Annotated in this window: 17 protein-coding genes; 1 reads left to right on the forward strand and 16 read right to left on the reverse strand. The window is 36.6% G+C overall.

Features of this window, described 5'->3' with window-relative positions; genetic code table 11:
• The first annotated feature begins 295 nt into the window (after positions 1-295).
• Entirely contained in the window at positions 296-544 is a 249-nt protein-coding gene (locus DEX24_RS07770) for a DUF2627 domain-containing protein (protein ID WP_109305855.1), read from the forward strand.
• Between the two features lie 496 nt (positions 545-1,040).
• Here DEX24_RS07770 and DEX24_RS07775 read toward each other — a convergent pair whose 3' ends face one another.
• The 16 genes from DEX24_RS07775 to efp all read right to left on the reverse strand — a co-directional run bounded on the left by DEX24_RS07775 (position 1,041) and on the right by efp (position 17,977).
• On the reverse strand, positions 1,041-1,742 hold the full coding sequence (locus tag DEX24_RS07775) for a glycerophosphodiester phosphodiesterase (RefSeq protein WP_109305856.1): 702 nt from the start codon (positions 1,740-1,742) through the stop codon (positions 1,041-1,043).
• Positions 1,735-3,306 (reverse strand): flagellar assembly protein A, encoded by a 1,572-nt coding sequence (locus tag DEX24_RS07780; RefSeq protein WP_170112882.1) that lies wholly within the window; start codon positions 3,304-3,306, stop codon positions 1,735-1,737. Before DEX24_RS07780 ends, DEX24_RS07775 begins: the two co-directional genes overlap by 8 nt.
• Positions 3,307-3,972: 666 nt before the next feature.
• Positions 3,973-4,785: a sporulation transcription factor Spo0A gene (spo0A, locus tag DEX24_RS07785; RefSeq protein ID WP_109305858.1), complete on the reverse strand. Its 813-nt coding sequence runs from the start codon at positions 4,783-4,785 to the stop codon at positions 3,973-3,975.
• A gap of 270 nt (positions 4,786-5,055) precedes the next feature.
• Positions 5,056-6,765, reverse strand: coding sequence for a DNA repair protein RecN (recN, locus tag DEX24_RS07790; RefSeq protein ID WP_109305859.1), 1,710 nt, complete (start codon positions 6,763-6,765; stop codon positions 5,056-5,058).
• A 16-nt stretch (positions 6,766-6,781) separates the two neighbouring features.
• A complete protein-coding gene (gene ahrC / locus DEX24_RS07795; RefSeq protein ID WP_109305860.1) occupies positions 6,782-7,231 on the reverse strand; it encodes a transcriptional regulator AhrC/ArgR in 450 nt (149 codons plus the stop codon).
• A 438-nt stretch (positions 7,232-7,669) separates the two neighbouring features.
• Positions 7,670-8,491, reverse strand: a complete 822-nt coding sequence (locus DEX24_RS07800) for a TlyA family RNA methyltransferase (protein ID WP_109305861.1) — start codon at positions 8,489-8,491, stop codon at positions 7,670-7,672.
• On the reverse strand, positions 8,491-10,395 hold the full coding sequence (dxs, locus tag DEX24_RS07805; RefSeq protein ID WP_109305862.1) for a 1-deoxy-D-xylulose-5-phosphate synthase: 1,905 nt from the start codon (positions 10,393-10,395) through the stop codon (positions 8,491-8,493). The genes DEX24_RS07800 and dxs overlap by 1 nt, the downstream gene beginning before the upstream one ends.
• A gap of 99 nt (positions 10,396-10,494) precedes the next feature.
• Entirely contained in the window at positions 10,495-11,379 is an 885-nt protein-coding gene (locus tag DEX24_RS07810) for a polyprenyl synthetase family protein (RefSeq protein WP_109305863.1), read from the reverse strand.
• Between the two features lie 6 nt (positions 11,380-11,385).
• Positions 11,386-11,616: an exodeoxyribonuclease VII small subunit gene (locus DEX24_RS07815; RefSeq protein WP_109305864.1), complete on the reverse strand. Its 231-nt coding sequence runs from the start codon at positions 11,614-11,616 to the stop codon at positions 11,386-11,388.
• Between the two features lie 3 nt (positions 11,617-11,619).
• Positions 11,620-12,966 carry an exodeoxyribonuclease VII large subunit gene (gene xseA / locus DEX24_RS07820; protein WP_109305865.1) on the reverse strand — a complete coding sequence of 449 codons (1,347 nt, stop codon included), beginning with the start codon at positions 12,964-12,966 and terminating at the stop codon, positions 11,620-11,622.
• Positions 12,967-13,098: 132 nt separating this feature from the next.
• On the reverse strand, positions 13,099-13,956 hold the full coding sequence (folD, locus tag DEX24_RS07825) for a bifunctional methylenetetrahydrofolate dehydrogenase/methenyltetrahydrofolate cyclohydrolase FolD (RefSeq protein WP_109305866.1): 858 nt from the start codon (positions 13,954-13,956) through the stop codon (positions 13,099-13,101).
• A gap of 78 nt (positions 13,957-14,034) precedes the next feature.
• Positions 14,035-14,409: a transcription antitermination factor NusB gene (nusB, locus tag DEX24_RS07830; protein WP_109305867.1), complete on the reverse strand. Its 375-nt coding sequence runs from the start codon at positions 14,407-14,409 to the stop codon at positions 14,035-14,037.
• A gap of 390 nt (positions 14,410-14,799) precedes the next feature.
• Positions 14,800-15,207, reverse strand: a complete 408-nt coding sequence (locus DEX24_RS07835) for an Asp23/Gls24 family envelope stress response protein (RefSeq protein ID WP_109305868.1) — start codon at positions 15,205-15,207, stop codon at positions 14,800-14,802.
• A gap of 19 nt (positions 15,208-15,226) precedes the next feature.
• The gene (accC, locus tag DEX24_RS07840; RefSeq protein WP_109305869.1) at positions 15,227-16,582 is read right to left on the reverse strand and encodes an acetyl-CoA carboxylase biotin carboxylase subunit; all 1,356 of its coding nucleotides are present in this window, start codon (positions 16,580-16,582) and stop codon (positions 15,227-15,229) included.
• A 13-nt stretch (positions 16,583-16,595) separates the two neighbouring features.
• Positions 16,596-17,087 (reverse strand): acetyl-CoA carboxylase biotin carboxyl carrier protein, encoded by a 492-nt coding sequence (gene accB / locus DEX24_RS07845; RefSeq protein ID WP_109305870.1) that lies wholly within the window; start codon positions 17,085-17,087, stop codon positions 16,596-16,598.
• Positions 17,088-17,419: 332 nt separating this feature from the next.
• The gene (gene efp, locus DEX24_RS07850; protein ID WP_109305871.1) at positions 17,420-17,977 is read right to left on the reverse strand and encodes an elongation factor P; all 558 of its coding nucleotides are present in this window, start codon (positions 17,975-17,977) and stop codon (positions 17,420-17,422) included.
• Positions 17,978-17,986: the final 9 nt, after the last annotated feature.

Genomic DNA, 17,986 nt, shown 5'->3' on the forward strand with positions numbered 1-17,986 from the left:
ATTAAAACGCTTTCTCGAAATAGTTATTTTCCGTAGAAATAGGCTCTTACTCTTTATACCACATGCACAATAAAACTTAACTTAACAGTTGTCATAACTCTATATATGACATTTATAACATATTTTCCAGAAAAGAGTCAGGTAAAATAAATTATCAGAATATTGTGTTTAAATACATATTTTTCTACTTTAAGTGAATATTTTCTACCTATTTTCAATATTAACTAAAATAGCGTCACTTGACAATTATTAGCTTTAGGTTAAAAATGGATATACTGTAAAAGGAAGTGAAAATATGGCTCGTTTTTTTGCATTTATCGTTTTATTAGTACCTATATTAATGACGGCTGGTGGTATCAAATTAATTCGTGATACGATTTTTTCCAGGATCGTTGAACCCTTCCCGTTTTTATGGTTACAATTTATCGTCGGCGTATTGTTGTTCCTTATAGGTTTTTTATTCTTGGCAGGCTTCTTGTTAAATCGCGATCGCAAGCAGGGTAAAGTCGCTCCCCGATTTATGAATCCTAAAGTTAAAGAGTAATTATGCTACAATTTATACGGCAAAAATAGATAACAGCTTTTCCGCCTAACTACGTTAAATAGCTCTTCTTAAATCAAAAAATGTTAGACCGATTGTATCTTGGTCTAACATTTTTTCTTTTTGTCCCCGTCCCGCTCCTTTTTGTTTGTACATTTATTTCCGCTTTGTGTAACACAAAAATAAGATATACAATAAACGCTTTCAGGAGAAAAAACAGCCAATAGTGATCGTAAAAGAAAAATAGGTACTGAAGCATTCTCCAGATTCTTGAAGCCTTATTTAGTTTTCACTCGATTTTCAGTTCCTTGGAAACCAAAGATTCGCAACGAAATTGGCCTTGCGTTAATGACCACAAACTTAAGAAATAAGCGATTAACAGCTAAAGTCTATTCGGCACTTCAAAAAACAAACAAAAAGAGAAATTACCGAAGCAATTTCCTTTTTGCATGAATGAAGACCACTATATATTCCAACTTCTTTTTTATTATCCTACTGTTTAGTGACACATTTTTTTATGGACGGCATTTGGATAGTCCGTAATCCATCCAATAACACTAGCATGTGGATTTTTCAAAAATGGTTCTTTCCCTGTAATGCCGTAAAAACGAAGTCCTATATTAGCATTGGATGCGAGCTGTAAATAACGTTCCTTATAATAAAAACGTTTGTTGGCATGTATAAGGTCCAACCACGGCATATTTCCTAGAGCCGTCCAATCAAATTTCCGAGTAGGAATTAATGCAACAATTGCCTGCGCATTGATTTTTTTGATATTTTGTAACACTTCCGCATGAAATGATGAAAAATGGCAATTTTTTAATGATTGGGTTTTTCTGACGATAATTTCTAAATCACCTATATTATTTTCAAAAGATTCTTTTAATTCGATATTCATCGGTATATTACAAGGAATTGCCCAAGCTAATAATTCATCAAATGTCAGTATTTTTTCCTTTGTTCCAGCAATTTTTTTCTTTTTAATAGCCGCTAATGTCATTTCTGTTGTCAGGACGGCTTTGCCAATTGTTTTTTTCATATTATAATCATGGGTCACAATAGCCACACGGTCTAGCGTCATTTGAAGATCAAATTCGATACCAGTGGCACTTGTTGCCATAGCTGCTTTAAAAGCAGCCATAGTATTTTCATGGGCATGGGTCGTCACCCCACGATGAGCAAATATATCTCGCCTAGACATTGAGATCACCACCTACAATTTTAAAAATCCCCTTCGTTTTATCTTTAATCATGGAAGATAGTTTACCAATTTTTATAATCGTACCCGGATGTGCTTCTCGAGTAATATTGATAAATTCGTTCCCTGCCTCACCTATTTGTTTTAGCATCGTTTGAATTTCTATATTAAATTGTATGACGGCTGATTTCTTTACTTCCAACTGATACTGTGTATCTTCAAAAAATTCATATTGTTTTGGTGTCATTTTTGAAACGATAGGTGCTAATTGGGCAATTTTCGAAGTTAAATCTTTTATTTCTACTTCAATTTCTTGAATTTTACTTGCTTTATGACGTACTTCACCCATCTTTTCACGCTTATCCAACGCATCAATGACCAACTCGGTTCGTCGTTCATGTTGATTCCCTGACATACCCGTTTGTATCGACACTTTTGCCTCCACATAACCACCAATAATTTTTCCTTTATGCTCATCTAATTTCACTTTTCTCGCATACATCGTTGAACCAATTGCGTATGCATCAATACAAATTTCTTCGTCAGCATAAAGATTTGCCTCATTGGCATGTTTTAGATATATATTTCTACCGGCTTTAATCGTAGTTTTAGCATGGCCAAAAACACCACCGCGGATAAAAACATCCCCGTTAATCGATTCGATATTTTTTGCACCTGACACACCATCTTTTGCTTCTATCGAAACATCACCAGTTGCTTTAATAGAATAACCCGGCAATACGGTACCGCTTACAGTAATGGAACCATCAAATTCTAAATCGCCTGTTTCGACACCAATATCTGTAGTAACCGATAAATGTTTCAAAATACTCACCATACCATTTTGATCATCTAACACACCGGATGTTTTCGCACGAATAATCGTTTTGCCATTCTCTTCGTTTTCATACACCGATTCTTTATTGTATTTGAGTATCAGGTTTTTTCCGGCCTTAGCTGGAATTTCTTTTCCTAATACATTTTTTCCGATCTTGCCATCGGTTGCTGGTATTCGCTCACCTAACCAAGCATCCTTCTCTACTTCAAAAATAAAGCTCATATCTGAAAAGTCCGCTCTACCATCTTCCCCAATCTTCGGTTTTTTCACTTGATTTTCTATATAGGTAACCTCAGCATCTCGTCCATGCTCTGCCGCTAAACCTTCCGCAATAACAATCTGTCGTTGCTTTTCTAATTCCGTCCATAAAATACGCTTCAAACCATATTTTATCCCCATCTTAGTAGCGACTAAATTTATTTTTTCATTCAACTCATCTTCAGATGTTACAATATTTTTTGGATCTTCATTAAATAGTACATTTGCCGTCATATAGTCTTTTGAAATTTGAATATCGATTTCTGGTAGGAGAATACCCACTTCAACAAAATCGGAATTCGGATGGTCAAATACTTTTTTTAACTCTAAGAAGCTGCTAATTCTAACTCGAGGATAGTTTTTTAAAATTATTTCAAAATTTTTCATGGAATTATCTTCTGTGAAACTTTTTAAATATATTTTATTATCTTCAGAAATTAGCTCAAAATGCTCATTTTTAAATATTTCCATGCGTCCCATCCTTTCAACGTAAGTTCCGTCAGTACTAGTATTATCGTTTGAAAATGTCGCTTATAAAGTCTTTTTTTTATAATGCTCCGATTCACATACAAGGTCTTTATATTTATATATGACTTCTAGTTTTATTAGCCTATTAAATAGGATGATTAAACATCCTCATTACAATTTAGGGACTTTTGCACCTTACTATTATTGTTTATCCTATCCTATATTTATGAATAATCTTCCATTATTATACTTTACCATTAATCTACAGAGAATAAAATGAATGTGGACTATTTAGTATTACCTATATAATGTCAATCTGTATAATTAGTAAGATATGTAATATTATTCACTCTATTCTAGTTACTAAACATTTTACTACTTACAACCTATTTTTATTATTTTAACAGGATGAAAATGATTGGATGTGTACTGTAAAAAGGAATGAAGCAAAATAGCTTTCTAGTGCTAGTTGCACTCATTTCATTGTGTGTTTTTAAATATATTATTGGAAAATTACCCCTTTCATCTAATCAAAGAAAGTTCTTATATTTTTTGGCATACGCATTCCCCGCAGCTATTTATAATCGTATGAACCTCATTGAACAAAAAGCAAAAACACCTCTTCAATGGTATAATTCCATCAAAAAAGTGCTTTCACTTTACTATTTCTTAAACATTAACTTCGACGCGTAATTTTTCAGCGACCATTGCAATAAATTCTGAATTCGTTGGTTTTTGTTTCATATGATGTGAAGTGTACCCAAATAAATTGGATACAGCTTCATGATTCCCCCTCGCCCAAGCTGTTTCAATAGCGTGGCGAATCGCGCGTTCAACACGCGTTGGTTTCGTTTCAAATTTAGTTGCAATCGCAGGATATAATGCTTTCGTAATCGAACCAAGTAATTCGACATCATTATAGACCATTGAAATGGCTTCTCTCATATATCCATAACCTTTAATATGGGCAGGCACACCAATTTCTTTAATGATAGCTGTGATTTTCATATCAATTGTTTGTTTTTCACCATAATTCGAAGCCATTTCGGCATTTTCAGATACACTATAAGAACGTTCAGTACCATGATCCATTGCTCTTTTTTCGCGTCTACCAGCACATTCAATAATTTTCGCTTCCAAGCGTGAAAATTCAAATGGCTTTAACATGAAATAGGCTGCCCCTAAATCGCTCGCTTGCTTCATAACGTCTTCTTGACCAAAAGCAGTTAACATAATAACTTCGATTTGTTTTAATCGATCATCGCGATGTATTTCTTCTAATACTGCTAAGCCGTCTAGATGAGGCATAATAATATCTAATATTAAAACATCTGGTATGGACTCCTCAAGCATGCTTAAACACTGTTTACCGTTTGAAGCGGTATGTATTACTTCAATGTTATCATTACGCGTTAAAAATGTTTCTAACGTCGCAACGAGTTCACGATTATCATCTGCAATCGCTACTTTAACTTGTGTCATTTCATTACCTCCCTCAATACAACTATAATAAATATTGTAAATACATCTTTACTTTGTTCTATTGTAACAAATATTACGATAAAAAAACATGCTATTTGTCGCAATGAAGGCGAAACAATTGTTTGAAAAATTATTAAAAAATGAAATTTTTAACTTAAAACAGTTTTTTGGGCTTTAAAAACCCAAACTTTTGTTTGGAAATTATTTGGAAATACATAAAAAAAGACATAATGAACAGTTTGTCTAACAACTATTCATTATATCATATTATTATTTTATATTTTTGGAATATAATAATTTTTGTTTATTCGCTAATTCTACTAATTCTTTTGCATGCTGGAATGTTTTTTCGGTAACAATTTGCCCTGACATCATACGACTTATTTCATCAATTCGATCATTATTAAGTAATTCCATTAATGAAGTAAATGTTCGATTGTCTTCCTCTTGCTTTTTAATATAGTAATGATGATCTGCCATCGCTGCAACCTGTGGTAAATGAGAGATACATAAGACTTGTGAACTAACAGAAATCATGGAAATTTTATCCGCAATCGCTTGTGCAACACGACCACTCACGCCCGTATCCACCTCATCAAAAATGATTGATGTGATACCCATTGTACTTGAAAAAATGGTCTTTAATGCAATCATTACGCGGGACATCTCTCCACCAGAAGCTATTTTCGTCAATGGTTTTGGTGGTTCTCCGATATTTGTAGAAATGTAGAATACCACTGTATCTTGACCATTTTGGTCGAAATTATCATTTGCTAATGGTTCAATATGAATTGAAAATTGCGCTCTTTCCATATACAATTCCTTCAATTGTATCATTATCTTCTCGCTTAATTGCACAGCCTTTTCTTTACGGATCATCGTGAGTTTTTTCGCTGTAACCGCTAATGATTTTGCTAATTCTTGTAGTTTTCGTTCATTGCGTTGAATATTTTCATCGCTATTTTCTAACGTTTCTAGTTCGCTTCCTATCTTCTCGCGATATGCTAAAATTTCTTCCACCGTATTTCCATATTTACGTTTTAACGTTTGAATAACGGCGAGTCTTTGTTCCACTTCATTTAAGCGTTCTGCATCAAATTCTAGTTCATCTAATCTATTTTTGACAGAAAATGCTGCCTCTTGTAAAGCGTAAAAAGCGTCAGTAACGGTCGTAGCATACTCTTTAAAATTTTCATCAACTGTTGAAATGTCATCAAGATCTGCCATCGCTTGTCCAATATTATCCAAGCCCTTTGACTCACCTAAAATGGCTTCATGCGCTTGAGAACCACCTTCAAATATTTTGTGAAAATTATTGAGGCGTAAGCGTTCTTCAGCTAATGTCATTTCTTCGTTTGGTTGCAACTTGCATTCATCGATTTCTTTTATTTGAAAAGAAAACAAATCGATTTTTTGTGCGATTTGTTGCTCCCCCAATGATAGGGCAGCAAGTTCGCTTTTTAGCTGCTTATATGATTCATATTGGTTTATGTATGCTTCTTTTTCTACGAATAACTCATCCGATGCAAACTGATCCAATAAATGAATATGATGCTTATCATCCATTAACTCCTGTGACTCATGTTGACCATGAATATCGATTAATGTAGCCCCTACTTCACGCAGCATCGCAATTGGCATTAACTTGCCATTTACACGGCAAACACTTTTACCATTATCATTAATATCGCGACGTAAAATAATCATACCTTCATCTACTTCAATACCCAATTCAGCACATTTTTCGTACGCTGGATGCGGACCTTCAGACAAAGTAAATAGACCCTCAAGCTCCGCCTTTTTCGTGCCATGACGGATAAATTCTTGAGAGCCTCTACCTCCTGCTAAAAGTTGAACTGCATCAATAATAATCGACTTACCTGCACCTGTTTCTCCCGTTAGTACAGTTAATCCGTCCTGAAATTCCACCGTTAATTCATCGATAATAGCGAAATTTTTAATTGATAATTCTTTTAACAAGATCTTCACCCCTAGTTTAAAGCATTTCTAATAATCTATTTTTGACTACTTCGCGCATTGATTCTTCGCGACATAAAATCATAATCGTATCATCGCCACAAATAGTTCCTAGAATTTCTGTCCAATCAAGATGGTCAAGTAATGAGCCGATTGCATGCGCATTACCCGGTAATGTTTTCATTACTAAGAAATGACTTGCACCGTCAATGGACACAAAAGCATCTGCTAAAGCACGGTGTAACTTTTGTATCGGATTGAAGCGTTGATCAGCTGGAAGACTATACTTATAACGACCATCTTGCAATGGTACTTTTATTAAATGTAACTCTTTTATATCGCGTGAAATAGTAGCTTGAGTCACATTATAACCAGCCTCTTTTAATAAATCGACCAATTCATCCTGTGTTTCAATTTCACGGTTGGCTATCATATCTCGAATACGGATATGTCTTTGACTTTTATTCATTTTTTCACCTCTATGCATAAGTATGCTATATCTACTTTACGTTATCATCATTTGTTGTAATTGACAAGAAAAAAAGAAATTAACATGCGATATTATACTCTTGACATTCGTTACTATCATTATTTTACACCGTCATTTATTATTGATTGAAAAAAACACTACAATATTTACCTAGTAAAAAAACTTGAAAATGCCTTCTTTGTTGAATAATCACGTCAGCATCCTATCTTCTATAGGGTGTATGAGAACATAATAATAGATCCATTCTTGCTTCCTTAGTAAACAGTTTCTTGAAGATAAAGAAAATGACTCTGGTCAGGGCAGTATGAGCTGCCAACACAATTTAACAAAGAATTCTTGTCCTAGACTTGTTGATTTTTCACCACTATTATTTTAACGTAAAATCAAAAAACGCCCCTTTATAAGGGCGTTTGTTATTTATTTTAGTTGAGCATGGGCATCTTTTACAATGTCAGCTAAATGACCAATACTTTCTACTTGTTCATCAGGCTGCGGATTGTATAAATGGAATAAAAATTCAATATTCCCTTCGCCACCTGTGATTGGGGAATAGGATGCTGCTTTTAAAACAAAACCTATCTCAGTAGCGAATGAAGCTACTTTTTCCAATACTTCTACATGTACTTTCGCATCGCGAATAACACCTTTTTTGCCGACTTTCTCTTTACCAGCTTCAAACTGGGGTTTTACAAGAGCAATCACATCGCCACCTGGCATTAAAACTGTTTTTAATACCGGTAATATAAGCTCTAACGAAATGAACGATACATCAATAGTCGTGAACTCAGGTAGACCTTCAGCAAGATCTGGTGCCGTTACATAACGGAAATTAGTTTTTTCCATAACGGTTACACGCTCATCCGAACGGATTTTCCAAGCGAGTTGATTGGAGCCAACATCAAGTGCATAACAATGTTTTGCACCATTTTGTAAAGCACAATCGGTGAAGCCACCGGTAGAAGAGCCAATGTCTAACATCAGTTTACCATCTACTGATACATCAAAAATTTCTAATGCTTTCTCCAACTTCAAACCACCGCGGCTAACATATTTTAACTGCTGTCCTTTAATCGATAATTCTTGATCTTCAGGAATTTTTTCACCCGCTTTATCCACACGTACTTCCATTGAATACACTTGACCAGCCATTATTAATCGTTTTGCTTTTTCACGTGTTTCGACCATACCTCGTTGTACGAGCAATAAATCGACACGTTCTTTTTGTACTTTACTTGTCATTATGCTTTTAGACCCGCTTGCTTCGTTTTTTTCTCAACGACCGCTTCTATACGTTTAATCGTTTCTTCTGTCGTTAAGTTAATATCATTTAATAATAAATCAACATCACCATGCTCTATAAATTCATCCGGTATCCCCATGCGGTTGACAAGAGATGTATCATAGCCATGAATGTTTGCAAATTCTAGAACTGCACTACCAAAGCCACCTTGTAACATCGCTTCTTCAATCGTCACAATCGGTGTTTTAGCAACGAATAATGCATGAAGCATATCTTCATCTAGTGGTTTGATGAAACGCGCGTTTACCACTTCTACTTCAACGCCCTTCACAGCCAATGCTGCAGCGGCTTCTTGTGCCATTGGAATTGTCGTACCAAAAGTAAGAATGGTTGCGTCCTTACCTTGTGATAATACTTCCCAAGTACCGATTTTAATCGGTGTTAACACTGAATCCATCGTTACACCTAAGCCGTTACCACGAGGGTATCGTAAGGCGATTGGGCCGTCATCATAATCAAATGCGGTCTTCACCATATGCTGTCCTTCATTCTCATCTTTTGGCATCATAATGACAATATTCGGCATCGAGCGTAAAAATGAGATATCAAAAACGCCTTGATGTGTTTCACCATCAGCACCTACTAAACCAGAACGATCAATACCGATTACAACATTTAGGTTCATGCGACAAATATCATGTAATACTTGGTCATACGCACGTTGTAAAAACGTTGAATAGATTGATAGGAATGGTTTAATCCCTTGTGTTGCCATACCAGCAGCCATTGTTGTAGCATGTTGTTCAGCAATACCTACATCAAAGAAGCGTTTTGGAAATTCTTTCGCGAAACTTTCTAGTTTTGAGCCGACTGGCATAGCAGGTGTAATTGCAACAATGCGATCATCTTCACGAGCGATAGTAGAAACCGTATCTGCGATAAGTTTAGACCATCCAGGTGCTTGATTTGAAGATTTTACGAAATCCCCTGTTTCCATCTTATAAGGGCCTGTTCCATGCCAAGTACCAATTTTATCATTTTCAGCAGGTGAGTAACCCTTGCCTTTTTTCGTGATGACATGAATAATGACTGGACCTTCTGTACGCTTAGCAATTTGTAAAGTCGATTCTAGCGCATCAAAATCATGACCATTAATTGGTCCTAAATAAGTGAAGCCAAGTTCTTCAAAAAACATACCCGGTACGACTAAATATTTTAAGCCATCTTTAAAACGTTCTGCCGTAGATGCTAAGCGATCACCAAATGCCGGAATTCGTTTTAATAAGCCTTCCACATCATCTTTTACTTTTGTATACGGTGTCGCAGTACGCATGCGAGTCAACATATTATGCATAGCACCAACATTGGGCGCTATTGACATTTCATTGTCATTTAAAATAACTGTCATATTCGTTTTTTCATGACCAATATGATTTAATGCTTCAAGAGCCATACCACCTGTTAACGCTCCATCACCGATGATTGGTATGACAAAGTTTTTTTTGTTTTGCACATCGCGAGCTGCGGCCATCCCCATTGCGCCCGATAGTGATGTTGAACTATGACCTGTTTCCCATACATCATGTTCACTTTCATTGCGTTTTGGAAAACCACATAGTCCTTTATATTGGCGTAAAGTATCAAATTGATCCGCACGACCCGTTAAAATTTTATGGACATATGCTTGATGTCCAACATCAAATAAAAACTTATCTTCGGGGCTATTAAATACACGATGTAGTGCAATTGTTAGCTCCACCACTCCTAAATTCGGACCAATATGTCCACCAGTACCAGAGCACTTTTCAATTAAAAATTCACGTATATCGGCAGCAAGTTCCTGCAATTGTTTTTTTGTTAAATTTTTAAGAAAGGATGGACTAGATATCGTATTTAAATCCACACCATCACACACCTTTTCATATCATTGATTAATTAATCATACGATGTTTTTTTCACTATTATAACAGTCGTTTCCTCTAACATAAAGCGTTAAGGTTCATTACTTGTTACGATTTACAATATAATCGGTTAGATCTTCTAAATATTTTTTATCGGAAGGAATTTGAGCTAAACAATGCAATGCTTTTGAAGCATGTTGTGCTAGTTTTTCTTTTGCACCTGCTAAAGTTAATAGCGAAGGATATGTACTCTTGTCGCTCGCTTCATCTTTACCAGCGGTTTTACCTAATTCTTCAGTTGTGCCTTCTATATCTAAAATATCGTCTTTTATTTGGAAAGCTAAGCCGATATGGTAAGCGTATTCTACTAGTAATTGGCGTTGTTGTTCGGTAGCACCTGCAAGAAGTGCACCTGCCTCGATACTGAAGCGTATAATAGCACCCGTTTTATTTTCATGAACGCGTATTAATTCTTCTAAAGTCAGCTGACGTTGTTCACCCTCGATATCAAGGACCTGCCCACCAACCATTCCTTCTGCTCCTGCTGTCTCGCTTAACAGGTTGATTAGTGCGAGTTTCACTTCTGCTGACACATGATCAAGACGCGCAATAATACCAAAAGGTAACGTGTTCAAAGCATCTCCCGCTAACGTAGCATGAGCTTCTCCGAACATTTTATGATTTGTCGGTTTGCCACGTCTGAAATCATCATTATCCATACTCGGTAAATCATCGTGAATTAACGAATAGGTATGAATCATCTCCACTGCTGCTCCAACCGCGTACCCTGCTTTTGCTTCTACTTGTAGATGTTCTAAAACAGCTAATACGAAAAGGGGTCTGACGCGCTTACCACCTGCTTTTAATGAGTAGAGCATTGCTTCTTTTAATGATTCTGGCGCTGCAATACTTTCGACTAAATCATACATTGTATTTTCCATCAAGGGAATTTCTGTGGCCATAAATTGCTGTAGGTTATCCGTCATGTCCTTTTACTCCTTTTCCATATCTGTAAATGGGTGTTCTTCGCCATGGTCATCCATAATAGTAACGAGTTGTTTCTCGGCATGTTCCAATTGTTCATGGCAATATTGTGACAATTTCATACCATCTTGATAAAGTTCAATTGCTGCTTCAAGAGGTACTTCCCCTTTTTCAAGTTTCATGACAATCTCTTCAAGCTGTGAAATTGAATCTGCAAAATTTTGCTTTTTAGTAGCCATTTTTTATTCCTCCTGTGCTTTGTCAATTGATTGCACCGCGACATTGGCTTGCCCATCATGAAAATGTAATCGCAGTGTTTGTCCAACCATCATTGAATCGACAGTTTTTATCACTTCTTGATCATCATAGGCAATTGCATAACCCCGCGACATAATCGCCAATGGATTGAGCGCTTCCAGCGTACGTATTGTCGACACAAAGCGGTTTTTTTGTTGTTGCAACAATTGTTGCATCGCATGGTGCAAGGCGTTGTTATGACGCTCAACTATTTTTAGTTCATATTGGATTTCTTTTAATGGACATTGATTTTGCAACCTATTTGCAAGTTGCTGCAAATGGCTCCTATTTTTCTGTAGCACATCGTTTGTGGCGCGAATAAGTCGGTCATCTAAACGTAATAATTCGTCGATGAACGGACGATAGAGTCGTTCTGGATACACCATTGGATAAGCTTGACGAATACGATTCAAGCGCGCTCTCTCGTGTTTGACTAATGCCTGTGTATTTTGGTGAATTCGCGCTTGCATAGACAGTATTTTTTGCATCAAATCCGTTTGATCTGGTACAGCCATTTTTGCTGCTGCTGTTGGTGTTGGCGCTCTCATATCGGCGACAAAATCGGCAATTGTTGTATCTGTTTCGTGACCAACCCCACTGATGATTGGCACGCGACTTTCAAATATCGCTTCTGCTACAAGCTCTTCGTTGAAAGCCCAAAGATCTTCAATTGAACCGCCACCACGACCGACAATTAATGTGTCAACCTCTCCATGGTCATTCGCCTGATGAATTGCTTGAACGATACTTGCTGCTGCATTTTTACCTTGTACAAGCGCCGGGAAAATAATGACTTTCGCTAGTGGATAGTGACTTTGTAATGTCGCTAAAATGTCTCGGATTGCCGCACCGGTTTGAGCTGTAACAACCCCAATACAACGCGGGTATTTTATGATTGGTTGCTTAAATTCCTCTTTAAATAAACCACGTGTTTGCAACTCTTTTTTTAATTGTTCAAACGCTAAATGCAAACTGCCAAGACCATCTGGTTGCATATCTTTCACATATAATTGATAGCGTCCCGCTGACTCATAGACATTCGTATCACCGCGTAGCAACACCTTCATACCACTTTCTGGCTTAAAGGGTAATGTGCTGGCGCTTGAGGCATACATAATCGCCTGAATTTGTGCACGGTCATCTTTTAAAGTAAAGAAAATATGACCGGAATTATGCACTTTGACATTCGATAATTCACCTTTTACATAGACATCACGAAGATGTGGATCCGCTTCAAATTTACGCTTTATATACTTCGTTAATGCTTGGACCGTTAAATAATTCGTTGACATATTTTCGTCTCCTTCTACTAACGAGAAACTGTGTCATTTTCTGAAGTAATTATTTTTACAATATAAAAGCTGTCTTTCCGTAGAAAAACAGCTTTCTATATTACTATTTTACCTTAAAAGCAGCTATTTGTCTTACGCTAGCTTTACTTTTGCTTTAGCAGATTGGAGTGTATTAACAAGCAACATCGTGATGGTCATTGGACCAACACCACCTGGCACAGGAGTTATTGCAGCTACTTTTTCAAACACATCATCAAAATCAACATCCCCACAAAGCTTGCCATTTTCATCGCGATTCATACCGACATCAATAACGACAGCACCTTCTTTAATATGCTCTGCCTTGATCATCTTCGCGCGACCTACAGCTACGACTAGAATATCAGCCTGCGTTGTCATTGCGGCAAGATCTGGTGTTTTAGAATGACAGTATGTTACCGTTGCGTCTTGTTGTAATAACAATTGACCCATTGGTACGCCTACGATATGACTTCTGCCAACTACCACCGCATGTTTGCCCGCAATTTCGACATTGGAGTATTGTAGTAATTTCATAACACCATGTGGCGTACATGGTAAAAATGTCGGTTGCCCTAATAACATTTTACCAACACTTACGGGATGGAAACCGTCAACATCCTTATGTGGTGAGATTGATTCAATTACATGTTGTTCATCAATATGTTTTGGCAATGGTAATTGTACTAAAATACCATCTATTTTCGCATCAGTATTTAATTTAGCGATATGCGCGAGCAATTCTACCTCAGTTGTTTCTTTTGGTAAACGAATAAGTTCAGAATAAATCCCTAATTGTGCACATGCTTTTTCTTTATTTGCAACATATGTATGTGATGCAGCATCATCGCCTACTAAAATGACCGCTAGGCCTGGCGTAATACCTTGGTCCACTAATTCCTTGACCTCTTTTTGAATTGTTAATCGGATTTGAGCTCCAATTTCTTTACCATTAATAAGTTTGTTTGACATATTCTCCACTCCCACATTAGCGTTAACGAAAATGTCACTGTAGCGCATTTGACATGCCACTACAGCTACACTAATCGCTTAGAATTTTGATAGTACTCCATTGACGAACTTACTTGATTTTTCATCACCGAAGATTTTACTAATTTCGATTGCTTCGTTGATTACTACATTTTTTGGTGTTTCTGGTGTGAAAAGAAGCTCATATGCAGATAAACGTAAAATCGTACGTTCTATTTTTGCTAAACGATCAAATGACCAGTTTTCAAGTTTTTCAGATAATGCTTCATCGATGGCAGGAAGGTTTTCAACTGTACCTAATACAAGTCCTTCGAAAAATTCATTGACATCTTCTTCGCCAATAGTATGTGAGATTGCTTCCTCAACAGTTAATTCAGTGTTTTCTAGTTGAAAAAGTGTTTGTAAGGCTTTTTCACGCGCTTCGCGTCTTTTCATTTTTTACTGCTCCTTTATACGATTACAAATACTCGAAAAGTCGAATGCTGTAAGCTGTATCAATTATTTTCATATGAAATTTATTCTATCATATTTTTCCCCATCATAATATGCTTTACCAGAACTTTTAAAAAGTCTGACAATAACGAGCAACTTCTGTCATTTTCAAACTTCTACTAAATGACTTTATAGGCAATAAAAGGGAATTGATTAGACCATATGACCATTAAAAAGATTTTTTAATCAATAGTTGAGAATGAAGACCAAAAGGCGGCGTCATTTACGCACAAATTATGCGCTAGATGAATGGACAAAGAGCCATAAAAAAAAGCTATCAAACAATAAAACATGATCAATCATGTTTTATTGTGATAGCTTTAATTTTGGGCATTAATCAGCTTTTGAAGTTGTCGCTTGATCAAATTGAATTCCCGTAATATGAACATTAACCTCTTTTGTTGCTAATTCAGTCATATTTTCGATTGATTCACGAATTTGACGTTGAACCTCTCTCGCTACATGAGATACCGCTACTCCATATTGCACGGTGCAGTATACATCGATGATTAGGCCTTCATCCGTCCATTCTGTTTTGATCCCTTTACCATGAACTTTTTTACCGAATTTTTCTGCTACGCCTGTTGCAAATGTACCTCTAGTACCCGAGATTCCCTCTACTTCAGTTGTCGCAATTCCAGCAATCACTTCAATTACTTCAGGTGCTACTTCAATATCGCCTAAAGCAGTTTTCCCGTTAGGAGTGCTTTGTGGTAGCGATTGAATTTCTTTTTCAGCCATTAATTTTGCCCCTCTCATTTTAAGAATTGATCACGTCATTTTCTTCTAGGAATTTCGTATTGAATTCACCAGACTTGAAGACATCGTTGTTCATTAATTTCTCATGGAAAGGAATTGTTGTATGAATACCAGGCCCCTCAACAACAAACTCACCTAGTGCACGTTTCATTTTTGCAATTGCTTCATCACGTGTATCTGCATGCACGATCAATTTAGCAACCATCGAATCATAGTAAGGTGGAATTGTATAGCCAGCATACATTGCGGAATCGACACGAACACCGATACCACCTGGAGCTAGATAATTTTCAATCTTACCTGCTGAAGGCATGAAGTTTTTGTATGGGTTTTCAGCGTTAATACGGCATTCAATTGCCCAACCATTCACTTTCACATCTTCTTGTTTATACACCAATTTTTCACCAGATGCAATTTTTAGCTGTTGTGCAACTAAATCAACACCCGTAATTTCTTCGGTAATTGTATGCTCCACTTGGATACGTGTATTCATTTCCATGAAGTAGAATTTATCTTCTTTATAATCATAGATGAATTCACATGTACCTGCACCGCGATAATTACAAGCTAGTGCAGCTTTCACTGCAGCCTCACCCATCTCCAGGCGACGTTCTTCTGAAAGTGCTGGTGATGGTGCTTCTTCCACTAACTTTTGCATACGGCGTTGGACTGTACAGTCACGTTCACCTAAGTGAATTGTGTTGCCATAGTTATCAGCTAATACTTGGATTTCACAGTGACGGAAATCTTCTATGAATTTCTCCATATAAACACCAGGGTTTCCGAATGCTGCTGCTGCTTCTTTTTGCGTAACTTGGATACCTTTAATTAAATCTGCTTCGTCACGCGCTACACGGATACCTTTACCGCCGCCGCCTGCTGTCGCTTTAATAATGACAGGATACCCAAGCTCTTTTGCTACGATTATCGCTTCATGCTCATCTGCAACTAAACCTTTTGATCCGGGTACAGTAGGAACACCCGCTGCAATCATCGTATCTTTTGCTACGTCTTTGATACCCATAATTTTGATTGAATCTGAAGTGGGTCCAATAAATGTGATCCCCGCATCTTCACACGCTTCAGCGAATCCAGCATTCTCAGCTAAAAATCCGTAACCAGGGTGAATACCATCACAGCCTGTTTTTTCTGCAACTGCTAAAATACGATCTATTTTTAAGTAACTATCTGCTGAAAATTTAGGTCCGATGCAATAAGCTTCGTCCGCTAACTGCACATGAAGTGCTTCGGCATCTGCTTGTGAATAAACAGCGACAGATTGAATACCTAATTCTTTACATGCTCGAATTACACGAACTGCTATCTCACCACGATTTGCTATTAATACTTTTTTCATGATTATATCCCCCTTACGCTTCTCTTACTAAGAATAGAGGTTGACCGTATTCAACTAACTCGCCATTTTCAACAAGAATTTCTACGATTTCTCCCGTAACTTCAGCTTCGATCTCATTGAAAAGTTTCATAGCTTCAACGATACAAACGATTGATTCTTCGCCTACCTTATCGCCTACTTGAACGAATACAGGTGATTCAGGGTTTGGTGAAGAATAGTAAGTACCGACCATTGGTGATGTGATTTTATGTAAATTTTCATCAGCAACTACTTCCGCTTTTGGTGCTTCAGGAGCTTTTGGTGCCTCAGGAGCTTTTGCTGCTACTGGAGCTGCTACCGGTGTTTCAATAGTTGGCGTCACCGCTACAGTTGATTGCGTTACGACAGTTTGTCCACTATTTTTTTTAAGTTTTAGTTTTGTGTTATCTTGCTCGAATACTAATTCATCTACTGAAGACGCATCCACCAATTTAATAATCTCACGAATTTCTTGAATTTTTAACATTTCAAACTCCCCTTATTGTGTGTATTATAATACAACTCTTATTTTATCGCTTTTTTCTAACTTTTGAAACTATTTATTAAAAAACAGATTTTTTAATACTATAAACAGCAAATTTACGCTTGAAGTACAAGCAAAATTTTCTGAAAAAAGAAAATATACAATTCGTTAACCAATCAAAAAACAGTGTAAACGATTACAGTTCAAGTACATATTAGCAATACCCCTTCTGTACTACTACAGAAGTTAATTAGCTACTACTATTAATTAATTTTATTAGTAGGTACTAACTTATATTAAAAGAAAAAGCCTCTCTATTATGAGAGGCCTTTACATTAAGCGCGTGAAACGTATGAACCTTCTTCAGTGTTAATGATCAGCTTATCGCCTTCGTTAACAAAGAATGGTACGTTTACAACTAGGCCAGTTTCCATTTTAGCTGGTTTAGAACCACCTGAAGCAGTATCACCTTTAATGCCAGGCTCTGTTTCAGCAACTGTTAATTCAACTGTATTTGGAAGTGTTACGCCAAGAATTTCACCTTCGTAAGACATCACTTGTACTTCCATGTTTTCAAGCAAGTATTTTAACTCATACTCAAGTTGGTTTTCGTTTAATTCAATTTGTTCATATGTTTCAGTATCCATGAATACATGGTTATCACCTGAAGCATATAAATATTGCATTTTTTTATTGTCAATTTGTGCTTTTTCAACTTTTTCGCCTGCGCGGAAAGTTTTTTCAGTTACGTTACCATTACGGATATTACGCAATTTCGAACGAACAAAAGCTGCGCCTTTACCTGGTTTTACGTGTTGAAACTCGATTACGCGGAAAAGGTTACCATCGACACCGATTGTTAAGCCTGTTTTAAAATCATTTACTGAAATCATACTGAATTT

It is taken from the genome of Kurthia sibirica, assembly GCF_003143975.1.
Taxonomy (GTDB): Bacteria; Bacillota; Bacilli; order Bacillales_A; family Planococcaceae; genus Kurthia; species Kurthia sibirica.